Annotated in this window: 12 protein-coding genes and 1 pseudogene; 8 read left to right on the forward strand and 5 right to left on the reverse strand. The window is 70.3% G+C overall.

Features of this window, described 5'->3' with window-relative positions:
- The first annotated feature begins 182 nt into the window (after positions 1-182).
- Positions 183-1,373 carry a phthiocerol/phthiodiolone dimycocerosyl transferase family protein gene (locus OO68_RS31675; RefSeq protein ID WP_167345931.1) on the forward strand — a complete coding sequence of 397 codons (1,191 nt, stop codon included), beginning with the start codon at positions 183-185 and terminating at the stop codon, positions 1,371-1,373.
- Positions 1,370-2,575, forward strand: coding sequence for a cytochrome P450 (locus OO68_RS31680; protein ID WP_033312630.1), 1,206 nt, complete (start codon positions 1,370-1,372; stop codon positions 2,573-2,575). The genes OO68_RS31675 and OO68_RS31680 overlap by 4 nt, the downstream gene beginning before the upstream one ends.
- A 56-nt stretch (positions 2,576-2,631) precedes the next feature.
- Here OO68_RS31680 and OO68_RS31685 read toward each other — a convergent pair whose 3' ends face one another.
- Entirely contained in the window at positions 2,632-3,387 is a 756-nt protein-coding gene (locus OO68_RS31685; RefSeq protein WP_033312631.1) for an SDR family NAD(P)-dependent oxidoreductase, read from the reverse strand.
- A 198-nt stretch (positions 3,388-3,585) separates the two neighbouring features.
- Between OO68_RS31685 and OO68_RS31690 the strand changes: the two genes are divergently transcribed.
- Positions 3,586-4,602: a 3-oxoacyl-ACP synthase III family protein gene (locus OO68_RS31690; protein ID WP_051814881.1), complete on the forward strand. Its 1,017-nt coding sequence runs from the start codon at positions 3,586-3,588 to the stop codon at positions 4,600-4,602.
- The gene (locus OO68_RS31695) at positions 4,599-5,384 is read left to right on the forward strand and encodes an SDR family oxidoreductase (RefSeq protein ID WP_033312632.1); all 786 of its coding nucleotides are present in this window, start codon (positions 4,599-4,601) and stop codon (positions 5,382-5,384) included. Before OO68_RS31690 ends, OO68_RS31695 begins: the two co-directional genes overlap by 4 nt.
- Positions 5,385-5,429: 45 nt before the next feature.
- Here OO68_RS31695 and nadA read toward each other — a convergent pair whose 3' ends face one another.
- Entirely contained in the window at positions 5,430-6,614 is a 1,185-nt protein-coding gene (gene nadA, locus OO68_RS31700) for a quinolinate synthase NadA (RefSeq protein WP_033312633.1), read from the reverse strand.
- A 283-nt stretch (positions 6,615-6,897) separates the two neighbouring features.
- On the opposite strand from nadA, the gene OO68_RS31705 reads away from it, so the two are divergent.
- Complete coding sequence (locus OO68_RS31705) at positions 6,898-7,254, forward strand: HesB/IscA family protein (RefSeq protein WP_031109243.1); 357 nt, start codon at positions 6,898-6,900, stop codon at positions 7,252-7,254.
- Positions 7,255-7,345: 91 nt separating this feature from the next.
- On the opposite strand, the gene OO68_RS31710 is transcribed toward OO68_RS31705, so the two are convergent.
- Complete coding sequence (locus OO68_RS31710) at positions 7,346-9,190, reverse strand: hypothetical protein (protein WP_033312634.1); 1,845 nt, start codon at positions 9,188-9,190, stop codon at positions 7,346-7,348.
- 146 nt (positions 9,191-9,336) lie between these two features.
- Complete coding sequence (locus OO68_RS31715; RefSeq protein WP_033312635.1) at positions 9,337-9,546, reverse strand: hypothetical protein; 210 nt, start codon at positions 9,544-9,546, stop codon at positions 9,337-9,339.
- Positions 9,547-9,678: 132 nt separating this feature from the next.
- On the opposite strand from OO68_RS31715, the gene OO68_RS31720 reads away from it, so the two are divergent.
- The gene (locus OO68_RS31720) at positions 9,679-10,653 is read left to right on the forward strand and encodes a carbohydrate kinase family protein (protein WP_033312636.1); all 975 of its coding nucleotides are present in this window, start codon (positions 9,679-9,681) and stop codon (positions 10,651-10,653) included.
- Between the two features lie 65 nt (positions 10,654-10,718).
- On the opposite strand, the gene OO68_RS31725 is transcribed toward OO68_RS31720, so the two are convergent.
- Positions 10,719-12,098, reverse strand: coding sequence for a cysteine desulfurase/sulfurtransferase TusA family protein (locus tag OO68_RS31725; protein ID WP_078625575.1), 1,380 nt, complete (start codon positions 12,096-12,098; stop codon positions 10,719-10,721).
- A gap of 265 nt (positions 12,099-12,363) precedes the next feature.
- Here OO68_RS31725 and ctaC point away from each other — a divergent pair, with 265 nt between their 5' ends.
- Positions 12,364-13,329 carry an aa3-type cytochrome oxidase subunit II gene (ctaC, locus tag OO68_RS31730; RefSeq protein WP_033312638.1) on the forward strand — a complete coding sequence of 322 codons (966 nt, stop codon included), beginning with the start codon at positions 12,364-12,366 and terminating at the stop codon, positions 13,327-13,329.
- Positions 13,326-13,580: pseudogene (locus OO68_RS31735) on the forward strand (aa3-type cytochrome oxidase subunit I); the annotation flags it as partial. The gene ctaC and the pseudogene OO68_RS31735, both read left to right, overlap by 4 nt.

Here is a 13,580-nt window from a genome sequence, read left to right on the forward strand (position 1 = left end):
TTGGGCCGAAGACACCTTCGGGCAAGGCCGGAAATACTGGTTCACGCGTTCCGTGAAGATTCCTGCAGATTCCTTTCGGAACGTGCTGGTGCCCGGTATTTGGCGCGGACGGATCCGATGGGAATGAGTGCTTGATGTCACGGCTGCGATATCTGGATCCCAGCGAGGCCTATCACGCATTTGTGGACTGGTCCGGATCCTATTCGATAGCGGCGGACGGTGAGGTTCAGCCGGACCTGCTGATCAGGGCGTTCGAAGCGCTCTGTGACGCCGTTCCCCTGCTGAACGGATGTCTCGGCCGGGATCCGGAGGGTTTCTGCTTCCGGATCCCGGCCGGACGGCGACCGGAAGCCACCGTCCGGGAGACGGACGGGACGCCGGAGCACGAAGAGGCCGTCTACCTGGCCGAGATGGCCCGCCCGCTGGACTCCGGCCGGGAACTGTGCCGACTCGTCCTCGTGCGCGGTGAGCGCAGGGCGCGCATCATCCTCGTCCTGCACCACAGCATGATCGACGGACGTGGCGGCGTCACCTTGCTGGAGAAGCTGTGCCGCAACTACACCGCGCTCAGCGAGGGCCGCACGCCGCCCTACAACGCTCCCGGGGTTCCCGCCCAGCTGTCCGCCGAGACGCTCCTGAAGACGCGCGCGGCCGGCGTCGTCGAGACCTCCGTCGACCGCGAGGCGCTGCGCGCGGCACTGGCCGCCGCACCGCAGCCGGACCGGCTGCGGGTGGTGCCCGGGCGACTGCGGCTCGACGCGGGGGAGACCACATCGCTCCGCGACGCGCTGCGTGCCGACGCCTTCTCGGTGCACGGTTTCGTGGCCGGCGCGGCAACCGTGGCCGTACGGGACGGGCGGCCCGGGACGGAACCTCTGGACCTGGTCTGCGGCTGCCCGGTGGACCTGCGCAACAGGACGGACCCGCCGGTCACCGTCGAGGAGTCCACCAACTTCGTCAGCGGCGTGGAGACGTCGGTGCCCGTGGCGCGCGACGCCGACCCGGTGGACGTGGGCCGCGTGATCAAGGAGCGGCTCGACAAGGCCGTCGACAGCGGCGAGGCGGAGCGCGCCATTCTCCAGGCCGGCCAGTTCACCGCCGCCGAACCGGTCTCCGTCGACCTCGTCGTGACCAACCTCGGGCCGATTCCCGAGTTCACGGCTCCGGAGGGACTGCGTGTCACGGACTTCCGCGGCTACACCACGACCACCATGCACGGCCTGCTGCTGTTCGTCGTCACCTCGTACGACAGCCGGCTCAGTATCGAGATCACCTCGCCCGAGGGCCTGCTCTCCCCGGAGCAGCGCACGGCTCTCGAGGAGCGCACCGCGGAACTGATCCGCGCCCGCACCATGAACCAGGAGCGCGCATGACCCAGCAGGATGCCCAGGCACAGCGGATCCCCACGGCACGAGTCCACCCCCTGGACCCCCCTCCGGAGCTGTCAGAGATGCGCGGGCGCTGCCCGGTGGCACCGCTGACCTACGCGGACGGCCACGAGGGCTGGATCGTGACGAGTCATGAGCTGGCCCGGCAGGTGCTGTCCGACGCCCGGTTCAGTTCCGACCCGCGTATCCGGCACTCGGCGGTGCACGACGTCCTCGGGGACGGGCAACCGCCCGAGGAGGACGTGCCGGGCATGTTCGTGGGCATGGACCCGCCGGAACACACCAAGTACCGGCGGCTGCTCACGGGCGAGCTGAGCACGCGGCGCATGCGGGAGATGGAGCCGAAGATCGCGGCGGTCGCGCACGAGCTGGTCGACCGGATGGAGGCGGACGGCGTGGCCCGCGCGGACCTCGTCTCCGCTTTCGCCATGCCGCTGCCGTCCCGTGTCATCTGCGATCTCCTGGGAATTCCCTACAACGAATGGCAGGAAATTCAACCGGTCTCCGAGAAGATGCTGCGCATCGACTCGTCGGCGGCCGAGGTGAAGGAGTGCTACCGCATCATCTTCGAGTTCCTCGCGAAGGTCGTGGAGCTGAAGCGGAAAGAACCCGAGGACGATTTGCTGAGCGGGCTCGCGCAGTCGGCGGAGCTCAGTGACGTGGAACTGACGAGTGTGGCTTTCCAGCTTTTCACCGCGGGCCACGAGACCACCGCGAACATGTTCTCCCTGGGCACCTACACGCTGCTCACCCACCCGGAACAGCTCGCCGCCCTGCGCGCCGACCCCCAGCTGATGGGCGGCGCCGTCGAGGAACTCCTGCGCTACCTGACGGTCATTCAGTTCGGTATCTCGCGCGGAGCGAAGACCGACGTGGAGCTCGGCGGGCGCACCGTCAGGGCCGGGCAGACCGTCACGGTGTCGCTGCCCGCGGCCAACCGGGACCCCGACCGCTTCGAGGACCCGGACCGCTTCGAGATCACCAGGGTGCCCTCCGGCAACGTGGCCTTCGGCTTCGGTGTGCACCAGTGCGTGGCCCAGCAGCTGGCCCGGGCGGAGCTGCGGATCGGCTTCCAGGTGCTGCTGGAGAGGTTCCCGGAGCTGCGCCTGGCCGTACCGGCCGAGGAGGTGCGGATGCGCGACGGGGCCATCGTGTACGGGTGCCAGGAACTGCCGGTGACGTGGTAGCGGCCGGGGCACGGGGCCGGCCCGGAACCGCGCGGGCCGGCCGCGTCCGGCCGGGCTCAGGAGGCGGGCAGGCGAAGACCGCCGTCCAGCCGGATGGTCTCGCCGTTGATCATGGGGTTGCCGAGGATGTGGACCACCAGCTCCGCGAACTCCTCCGCCCGCCCCCACCTGCGCGGATGCGGCACGGACTGGGCCAGTGCGGCCCTCTTGGCCTCGGGCAGGACCTCGGCCGCGGGCGTGTCGAACAGCCCCGGCGCCACGGTGACCACCCGTATCAGCACTGCGCCGAGGTCCCTGGCGAGCGGGAGTGTCATGCCGACCACGCCGGCCTTGGAAGCGGCGTAGGCGGCCTGCCCGGTCTGCCCGTCGAAGGCCGCGATGGAGGCGGTGTTGACGATGACTCCCCGCTCCCCGGCGACCGGCTCGTTGCGTGCCATCAGCTCGGCGGCCAGACGGACCACGTTGAAGGTGCCGACGAGGTTCGACTCCACGACGTCGGCGAACTCCTTGAGGGAGTGCAGGCCGGAGCGGCCCACCACCCGCGCCGCGTGAGCCCGGCCGGCGCAGTTCACCACGGCCCGCAGGGTTCCGCACCCGGCGGCGACCTCGACGGCGTGCGCCACGTCCTGCTCCACGGCGACGTCACCGGGCACGAAGACGGCCGCGGAACCCAGGCGCGCCACCGCCTGCTCGCCCCGGGCCCGGGAGCGGCCGAGCAGGACCGGGCGGGTGCCGTCGGCGAGCAGCCGTTCGGCGGTCGCGAGACCGAGGCCCGACGTTCCACCGGTGATGAGAGCAACGGGACGAGACATGAAGTCCTTTCCTGTTCAGGAAGCGGGGAACAACGGGCGTGACTGTCAATCATGATTGAGCGGGCAATCCGCCGCAAGCTTCATCTGGATATTTTCCGATCCTTTCCAGAATGTGTTCTCTTTCCCTGCCGGGCGTTCCCAACCGCTCCGCACGGGCAGCAGTAAAGGAGTGTGCAGACGGTGTGGAATTCACCTGAGATGTCCGTGGGGATTCGGTCGGTAGGGCGATTCGTGCCCGATCTCGAGATATCGAACGAGGAAATCGTCAGCCGCTTCGACACGACTGATGAGTGGATCAGCGAGAAGTTGGGAATCCACACGCGCCGGGTGGCCCGGCCGGGGCAGCTGACCTCCGACCTGGCGGTCGGCGCGCTCCAGGACGCCTGCCGACGCGCAGGCGTGGCCCCCGAGACCCTCGATCTGGTGATCTGCTGCACGGGGACGCCGGACCACATGCTGCCCGCCATGGCGGCGGCCGTGCTGCGCAAGGCCGGCCTCTTCGGCATCGTAGGGTTCGACGTCAACGCGGGGGGCTGCGCGGGCGGCGTCTTCGCCCTCGATGTCGGCGCGAAGTACATCCGGTCGGGGGAGTACCACCGGGTGGCCGTCGTCATCGCCGACACCGTCGCCCAGTGCCTGGACCCGCAGGACCGCACGGCACACGCCATCTTCGGCGACGGCGCCGGCTGCTACCTGCTGGAGGCGTGCCAGGACGGGCGCGGCATCGGCCCCACCCTGATGCGCACCAAACCGGAGCTGTACTACACGGCCTTCACGGAGCGTCAGCTCCCGCCGGAAGGCCTGCCCAACCGCTTCAGCGGGCCCAACTACATGCGCATGGACGGCAGGGGAGTGCGCGACTTCGCCCTGGAAGTCGTCCCCGACTTCGCCGAGCAGGTGGTCAAGGCCGCCGGGACCACGCTGGACGCCGTCAACCTGATCGTCACGCACCAGGCCAACCCCACGCTGCTGCGCACGCTGATGCGCGAGCTGGGGCAGCCGGAGTCGAAGACCGTCATCGTGGCGGACCGGCTCGGCAACACCAGCGGATCGAGCGTGATCCTGGCCCTCGTGGACGCCGTGGATTCCGGCCGGCTCCGGCCGGGGGATGACGTCCTCCTGGTGTCCTTCGGCTCCGGCATGAGTTACGGCGGCACCGTGCTGCGCTGGTGTGCGCCGGAGGACTTCCGCGTCGAGCGGACGGAGGCCGCGTGACCGGGCCCGAGAAGGACGCGCGGCACGAGGTCAGCCTCGTCACCGGTGCCTCGCGGGGCATCGGACGGGCAGTGGCGTGCGTGCTCGCCCGGCGCCGCGGCCATGTCGTCATCAACTACAAGCAGAACGAGGAGGCGGCGCAGAGCGCCCTGCGGGCGGTGGAGGAGAGCGGCGGCCGGGGCAGTCTGTGCCGCGCCGACGTGGAGGACCCGGATCAGACGGCCGAGCTGTTCGCCTTCGTGGAGCGGCACTACGGCAGGCTCGACCATCTGGTGGCCAACGCCGCGGCGGGTCCCGCGAAGACCGTCGATCAGGTGGAACCCCGGCACCTCGCGCGCAGCCACGCCATGAACGCGCAGTCGTTCGTGATCGCCGCCCAGCACGCCGTACGCCTGATGGACCGCGGCGGCCGGATCGTGGCGATCTCGTCGCTCGCCGCCGGGCGTGCCATGCCCGGGTACGCCGCCATCGGCGCGCAGAAGGCGGCTCTGGAGGCGTGGGTCCGCTACTTTGCCGCCGAGCTGGCTCCCCGGGGCGTCAACGTGAACGCGGTGACCGGGGGCATGATCACCACGGACTCCCTGGACCACTATCTGCGGGCCACTGGTCTCACGGCCGGGGACATCGTGCCCCACATCCCCAAGGGCCGGCCCGGTTCGCCCCGCGAGGTGGCCGACGCCGTGGACTTCCTGCTCTCGGCCGCCGCGGAGTACATCACGGGCCAGAACCTGGTCGTCGACGGAGGTCTGAGCATCTCGGCGCCCTTCTGCGGACATCCGTGACGCTCCCCGGGCCGGCCGCTACGGGCCGGCCCGGGAAGGCGCGGGCTACGGCAGTGCCAGCATCCGCTCCAGGGCCAGCTTCGCGAACGCCTCGGTCTCCTTGTCCACCTCGATGCGGTTGACGAGGTTGCCCTCGGCCAGCGACTCCAGGGCCCAGACCAGGTGGGGGAGGTCGATGCGGTTCATGGTCGAGCAGAAGCAGACCGTCTTGTCGAGGAAGACGATCTCCTTGCCCTCCGGCGCGAAACGGTTCGCCAGGCGGCGGACCAGGTTCAGCTCCGTGCCGATGGCCCACTTGGAACCGGCCGGCGCGGCCTCCAGGGCCTTGATGATGTACTCCGTCGAGCCGACGTAGTCCGCCGCGGCCACGACCTCGTGCTTGCACTCGGGGTGCACCAGGACGTTCACGCCGGGGATGCGCTCGCGCACGTCGTTCACCGAGTCCAGGCTGAAGCGGCCGTGCACCGAGCAGTGGCCGCGCCACAGGATCATCTTCGCCGCACGCAGCTCGTCGGCGGTCAGGCCGCCGTTCGGCCGGTGCGGGTTGTAGACGACGCAGTCCTCCAAAGACATGCCCATGTCGCGCACGGCGGTGTTGCGGCCCAGGTGCTGGTCGGGCAGGAAGAGCACCTTCTCGCCCTGCTCGAACGCCCAGTCCAGGGCCCGCTTGGCGTTGGACGAGGTGCAGATCGTGCCCCCGTGCTTGCCGGTGAACGCCTTGATGTCGGCGGAGGAGTTCATGTACGAGACGGGCACGACCTGCTCGGCTATGCCGGCCTCGGTCAGCACGTCCCAGCACTCGGCGACCTGCTCGGCCGTCGCCATGTCGGCCATCGAGCAGCCGGCGGCGAGGTCGGGCAGGACGACCTTCTGGTCGTCGGAGGTCAGGATGTCCGCGGACTCCGCCATGAAGTGCACGCCGCAGAACACGATGTACTCGGCCTCCGGGCGGGCGGCCGCGTCGCGGGCCAGTTTGAACGAGTCACCCGTCACGTCGGCGAACTGGATGACCTCGTCGCGCTGGTAGTGGTGGCCGAGCACGAAGACCTTGTCCCCGAGCTTCTCCTTCGCCTTGCGGGCGCGCTCCACCAGGTCCGGGTCGGACGGCGAGGGCAGGTCGCCGGGACACTCCACACCGCGCTCGCTCTTCGGGTCGGCCTCACGGCCGAGGAGCAGCAGGGCGAGGGGCGTCGGCTGTACGTCGAGCTCCTGGGTCTGGGCGGTGGTCACGACACGCACCCTTTCTGTTTCTGCGACTTTTCGTCGATTTGACGCTATCTATCATAACCGCTTCACGTCACTTTGACGATGGCCATAGCGTCTGTGTGACGTGAATCCCGGTGGGCCGCCGTTCATTCCCGGGAACACCCGGAAAGAGCCGTTTTCCGGTTCCCGATGCGTGTGCGAGCATGAAAAGGAGCCGAGATCGAGCGCCCGGCCCCGGAATGAATCCGCGGCCCCGCCGGTTGCAACCGTCGGCAAGCAGTCTCCGTACAACCCGGGAGAGATGTAGATGTCCGTATCGGACGAGACCAGCACCGTCACCGACGGCATCATCCTGACCGACGCCGCCGCGTCCAAGGTCAAGGCGCTGCTCGACCAGGAAGGCCGCGAGGACCTCGCGCTGCGCGTCGCCGTCCAGCCCGGCGGCTGCTCGGGCCTGCGCTACCAGCTCTTCTTCGACGAGCGCGCCCTCGACGGCGACGTCGAGAAGGACTTCGGCGGTGTGAAGGTCGTCACCGACCGTATGAGCGCCCCGTACCTGGGCGGTGCCACGATCGACTTCGTGGACACCATCGAGAAGCAGGGCTTCACGATCGACAACCCGAACGCGACGGGCTCCTGCGCCTGCGGCGACTCCTTCAGCTGAGCCTGCCGAGCCGCCACCGGCGGCCGCGGACACGACGAAGGCGGCGGCCCCCTCCGACGGGGCCGCCGCCTTCGTGCCGTTACGGCCGCTCCTACCGCTCCTGGGTGGGGGGAGCCGGCAGCCTCGCACCCTCCTTGGCCAGCGGCACCGCCTTGCCGTCCGAGTTCACCACCGCCCGGTCACCGAGCGGCTCGTCCAGCCGGACGGTCTCCTGGAACTGCTTGGCGATCATGACGCAGATCGCGTCCGGCCACGGGGTCGACGTCACGGTGACCGTCACCTCGCCGCCTTTCTCGCTCGCCTTCACGTCGTAGTCCGCGCAGACCCCGCCCGTGAAGGTCACCGTCAGCTCCGCGCCCTCGGCCCGGTAACCGTCCACCTTCACCTCGCGCGGGCCCGGATCCGCCGTCGGCCGGTCACTCGGCTCGCTCGGCTCGGGGGAGGCCAGGAACTTCGGCTCCACCGCCGGATACGTCACCGTGAACGGGTCCTTGGCGCCCGGCGCCGTCACCTCGAACAGCCAGGACGGCACCAGCGCCTGCCGCCCGTCGACGACGTGCGCGGCCAGCCCGAACACCGCGTTCTCGACCGTGACAGTGTCCTGCTGAGGAGCGCCGCTCGACGGCTGCTCGCAGGGCTGCTCCAGCCGGTCCTTCAGCGGCACGGGGCTCGCACAGCCGCCGATGCCCATCCGGTGGTCGCTCTTCGGCTGCCCCTCCATCAGCTCCAGCGCCTTCTGTGCGCCGACCACGGGGTACGTGTCGCCCTTCACCGGCGCCTTCAGCTGACCGCTGCCGCCGACGACCTCGCCGTCGGAGCCGACCGTGATCCCGGTCGTCCAGCCGTGCGTGGGCAGTCCGCCGACCTCGGGGGAGGCGTTCACCACCCGCTGGGCGCCCATGACCTGGCTCGCGTCGACCTTCGCGTCGTCCTGACCCAAGGCCTTCAGCACCGGCGCCGCGGCCTTCTCCGCCACGTCCTCTCCCACCGGGGTGCCGCCGGGCTGCGGGGCGGTGCAGGTGTCGGTGCCCTTGCAGTCGTCGGTGCCCGGGGCGTACCGGCTGAACGTCCAGGCGCCCGGCGCCTGCCGGTTCACCTGGAGGCTGGGCCCCGACCCGTCCTGGCCCCCGATCTTCCAGGCCTCGCCCTGCGCCACCGGCGACCCCTCGACCCCGAGGGCCTTCGCCAGCCGGGTCACCTCCGCCTTCGTGACCTCGCCCTGCGCCCGGTACACCGGCGCTTTGCCGGGACCGTCGGGGAGCGTGCCGTCGACCCGGTAGGTGGCGCCGTAGGGGTTGGGCTCGCCGGGCGCGATGCCGTTGCCGCCGCCCGCCGTGGACTCCGAGTAGCCGTCGAGTGCGAGCGGCGGGGGAGTGTCGTCCCCGCCGGGCGCGCCGGACGACGTACCGCCGCCCGACCCGTTGGACGCGTTGGAGGCGAGCCAGGCTCCGCCACCGCCGATCAGCAGCACGGCCGCGGCGACGGAGGCGATGATCGCGGGCGTACGGGGACGGCCACCACCGTGACGGACCAGGTCCTCTTCGTCGCGGGGGACATCTCCCACCGGCGCCGGGGCGGCACCGGCACGGGCTTCTTCCGCGGCGCCCCCGGCGTCCGCGGCTGCTTCGCCGACCGGGGCCGGGGCGGGGACCGGCTCGGCGTCGTCCTGCGAGTCTCCGGGCGTACCGGTGGTCCCGGTTTCCGGCGTATCCGGCTCGTCGGCTGCCGGGGCCGCCTCGCCCTCGCTGCCCCTGTCATCGGCCCGGGCGTCCTCATCCGGCGCGGCAGGAGCCTCGGCGGACTCGGGGGTCTCGTCGGAGTCAGCGGCACCCGGCGACACGTCGGCCTCGGCAGGTACCTCGGCCTCCGGGGCGTCAGCGGTGGCGCCGTCCGCCGCCCTGGCGTCGTCGTCGTTGTCGGGTCGCTCGGTGTTCACCGCATCGCTCCTTCGGCTGCACAGCTGTCCCATGGGACCCGGCCCGTCACCTACGGGCCCGCTGGTGGGTCGTATCCCGCCTCCCCTTTACGGGGGACAGCGATGGGACGCAGCGGGGGAGCACACGGTTCCCGCGTGTGCGCCGTTCAGTCCCCGTAGTCCTCCATGGCGTCGAGCAGCCGGGCCGACGCGGGGGGTACGGACACGCCGTGGATCAGGGCCGGGGAGACCGGCCGCGATGCGGCCCGGGCGGGGACCGCCCAGTGCGGAGCCATGCGTGCCCCGTCCCCGGGCAGCGACGCCAGATCGCCTTCGAGATCGACCGGAACGGGTGCATGGACCTTGAGGTTCGTCATACCGGCACCGTATGCACGGTCGAGCTCACGGAGAAAGATCTACTATCGGGTAGTTTCGATGCCTTCAGAGCCGCCCCGCCCACCCGATAGCGTGAACTGTCAAGGTCCGCCTCCCTCAGGAGAATCCACGCCGTGCGCATCGCAGTCACCGGCTCCATCGCCACCGACCACCTCATGACCTTCCCCGGCCGCTTCGCCGACCAGCTCGTAGCGGACCAGCTGCACACGGTCTCGCTGTCGTTCCTGGTCGACAAGCTCGACGTCCGCCGCGGCGGCGTCGCCGCGAACATCGCCTTCGGCATGGGGCAGCTCGGCACCCGCCCGATCCTGGTCGGCGCCGCGGGCGCGGACTTCGACGAGTACCGCGCCTGGCTGGAGCGGCACGGCGTCGACACCGACTCCGTCCGCATCTCCGACACGCTGCACACGGCCCGCTTCGTGTGCACGACGGACGCCGACCACAACCAGATCGGCTCCTTCTACACCGGCGCCATGAGCGAGGCCCGCCTCATCGAGCTGAAGACCGTCGCCGACCGCGTCGGCGGCCTCGACCTGGTCTCCATCGGCGCCGACGACCCCGAGGCCATGCTCCGCCACACCGAGGAGTGCCGCTCCCGGTCCATCCCGTTCGCCGCCGACTTCTCCCAGCAGATCGCCCGGATGGACGGCGAGGAGATCCGCATCCTGCTGGACGGGGCCACGTACCTCTTCTCCAACGAGTACGAGAAGGGCCTCATCGAGACCAAGACCGGCTGGAGCGACGAGGAGATCCTGTCCCGCGTGGGCCACCGCGTCACCACCCTGGGCGCACGCGGCGTACGCATCGAGCGGGCCGGCGAGGACCCGATCGAGGTCGGCACGCCGGACGAGGAGCGCAAGGCCGACCCGACGGGCGTCGGCGACGCCTTCCGCGCGGGCTTCATGTCGGGCCTGGCTTGGGGCGTCTCCCTGGAGCGGGCCGCGCAGATCGGCTGCATGCTGGCGACCCTCGTCATCGAGACGGTGGGAACGCAGGAGTACCAGCTGCGGCGCGGGCACTTCATGGAGCGGTTCACCAAGGCGTACGGGGACGAGGCTGCCCAGGAGGTCCGGGCGCACCTGGCCTGATCGACCGCTTTCGGCTGCGGGTGCGTGGGGGACTGGTCGCGCAGTTCCCCGCGCCCCTGAGGCGTTCAGCTCGCTCGGCGGATCGAGTAGGCCGTTCCTCGGTCCGCCGGCTCCTCCCCGACGTACTCCTGGCCCCGCATCTCGCACCACGCCGGGATGTCCAAGCGGGCCGCCTCGTCGTCCGACAGCACCCGGACCAGGCCCCCCATGGGGACGTCACCGATGACCTTGGCCAGCTCGATCACCGGGATCGGGCACCGCTTGCCGAGGGAGTCGACGACCAGGACGTCTTCCTCACGGACCACCTCCGAGGCGACCGGCGCTCCCAGCTTCTCCCGCACGGCCGACACCGCCTGGGGAAGGACGGCCAGGAACCTCTCCACGTCCTCCTTCGCCGTCCCGAGCGGCAGCGAAACCCGCACATTTCCCTCACTCAGCACGCCCATCGCCCGCAGCACATGGCTCGGCGTCAGCGTGCTGCTCGTGCAGGACGATCCGGACGAGACCGAGAAGCCCTCCCGGTCCAGCTCGTGCAGCAGCGCCTCCCCGTCGACGTAGAGACAGGAGAAGGTGACGACCCCGGGCAGCCGGCGCACCGGGTCGCCGACGACCTCGACGTCGGACACCAGCCGTGGCACCCGGGCCCGGATCCGGTCCGTCAGCTCCCGCAGGCGCACGGCCTCCTCGGCCGCCTCGGCCCGCACGGCCCGCAGCGACGCGGCCGCCGCCACGATCGCCGGGATGTTCTCGAAACCGGGCGCCCGCCCCGACTCCCGCTCGTCCACCGGCTCTTGTGCCGCGAACCGCACACCCTTGCGGACCACGAGCAGTCCGACACCGGACGGCCCGCCCCACTTGTGCGCACTGGCCGTCAGCAGCGACCAGCCCCCGTCCACCGGCCCCCAGCCGAGTGACTGCGCCGCGTCCACCAGCAACGGCACCCCGGCCTCCCGGCACACCTCCGCCACCGCCCCGACCGGCTGCTCGGTCCCCACCTCGTGATTGGCGGACTGCAGGCACGCCAGCGCGGTGTCCGCGCGCAGGGCAGCGCCGTAGGCGACCGGATCCACCGCCCCACCCCGGCCGACGGGCACCTGGGTGACGGACCCGCCGCCCGTCTCGTGCGCCTCGGCCGAATGGAGTACGGAGGAGTGTTCGACGGCTGACACGATCAGGTGGCGTCCGACCCGCCGCCGCCCGGCCAGCGCCCCCGCAACGCCGGTGTGCACGGCACGGCTTCCGGACGAGGTGAACACCAGCTCGTCCGCCCGGCACCCCACGGCCTCGGCGGTGGCCTCCCGGGCGGCGTCCAACAGCATCCGGGCCCGGCGCCCTTCCCTGTACAACCGCGCAGGATCCGCCCACCCCTCGTCGAACGAGGCCAGCAGCGCCTGCCGGGCGACGGGATGAAGCGGAGCACTGGAAGCAGCATCGAAGTAACCCACACAGCAACGCTAAAACGCCCAGTGCACAGACGTCCCTCAGGGGCGCGGGGAACTGCGCGACAAGCCACGACGACTGCCGCACCCGCCAATCAAGCGAACACCCCACCCCACTAGGCACCCCTCCCCGAGAACCCCCGGAGGGCGTCGGCTAGGGTTTGGTCCGCATAAACATCCAAACCCCTGCCCGACGCAGGGCCGCGACCGACCAGCGAGAAGGCCAGGCCGCAGCCGATCCGCGCGGGCGAGACTCTCGGGAAGGCGCTACGTGAGTCCCAACGGCTCCGACCGCTCGCCGCGGCGCCCGATGCGGCGGAAGCTGCTGCAGGCACTGACCGCGGGCCTGGTCTTGGCGACAGCCACCGGTTGCTCGTACAACTGGGAAGACTTCCCCCGCCTTGGTATGCCCACCCCGACCACGGAAGAGGCTCCGCGGATCCTCTCCCTGTGGCAGGGGTCCTGGGCGGCTGCGCTCGCCGTCGGCGTGCTGGTGTGGGGTCTGATCCTGTGGAGTGCTTTCTTCCACCGGCGCAGCCGCACCAAGGTCGAAGTTCCCCCACAGACCCGGTACAACATGCCCATCGAGGCGCTGTACACGGTGGTCCCGCTCGTCATCGTCTCGGTGCTGTTCTACTTCACCGCCCGTGACGAGTCCGAGCTGCTCAGCCTCAAGAAGAAGCCCGACGTCACGGTCAACGTGGTCGGTTTCCAGTGGAGCTGGTGCTTCAACTACATCGAGCCGGTCGCCGGTTCCACCGGGGACGCCAAGACCTCCAAGGACCTGGACGCGATCCCGGACCGCTTCAAGGAGGACTTCCCGGCCAACGCCGGCGGCGTCTACGACTGCGGCACCCCCGGCACGCGGAACCCGCAGACCAACAACCCGGGCCCGACGCTGTGGCTGCCCAAGGGCAAGACGGTCCGCTTCGTCCTCACCTCGCGTGACGTCATCCACTCCTTCTGGGTGGTGCCGTTCCTGATGAAGCAGGACGTCATCCCGGGCCACACCAACGCCTTCGAGGTGACCCCCAACAAGGAGGGCACCTTCCTCGGCAAGTGCGCCGAGCTCTGCGGCGTCGACCACTCTCGGATGCTGTTCAACGTGAAGGTCGTCTCCCCCGAGCGCTACGAGCAGCACCTCAAGGACCTCGTGGACAAGCAGCAGAACGGTTACGTTCCTGCCGGCATCGCGCAGACGAGCCACGAGAAGAACCGGGAGACGAACAACCTGTGAGCATCCTCAACGAACCCCAGGGTGCCGCGGCAGCAGGGTCCCACTACCAGGACGAGCTGCCGGTCAGGCGCCAGAACCGCGGCAGTGTCGTGGTCAAGTGGCTGACGACGACGGACCACAAGACGATCGGGACGCTGTACCTGGTCACGTCATTCGCGTTCTTCGTCATCGGCGGCGTGATGGCGCTGCTCATGCGCGCCGAGCTCGCCCGGCCCGGTCTGCAGATCATGTCGAACGAGCAGTTCAACCAG

The sequence above is a fragment of the Streptomyces iakyrus genome (assembly GCF_000717055.1).
GTDB lineage: Bacteria > Actinomycetota > Actinomycetes > Streptomycetales > Streptomycetaceae > Streptomyces > Streptomyces iakyrus.

Excerpts from the sequence above, each read along its gene's own strand:
- OO68_RS31680 (WP_033312630.1), top strand. The coding sequence starts at position 1,370 with ATGACCCAGCAGGATGCCCAGGCACAGCGGATCCCCACGGCACGAGTC.
- OO68_RS31685 (WP_033312631.1), bottom strand. The coding sequence starts at position 3,387 with ATGTCTCGTCCCGTTGCTCTCATCACCGGTGGAACGTCGGGCCTCGGT.
- OO68_RS31690 (WP_051814881.1), top strand. The coding sequence starts at position 3,586 with ATGTCCGTGGGGATTCGGTCGGTAGGGCGATTCGTGCCCGATCTCGAG.
- OO68_RS31705 (WP_031109243.1), top strand. The coding sequence starts at position 6,898 with ATGTCCGTATCGGACGAGACCAGCACCGTCACCGACGGCATCATCCTG.
- OO68_RS31715 (WP_033312635.1), bottom strand. The coding sequence starts at position 9,546 with ATGACGAACCTCAAGGTCCATGCACCCGTTCCGGTCGATCTCGAAGGC.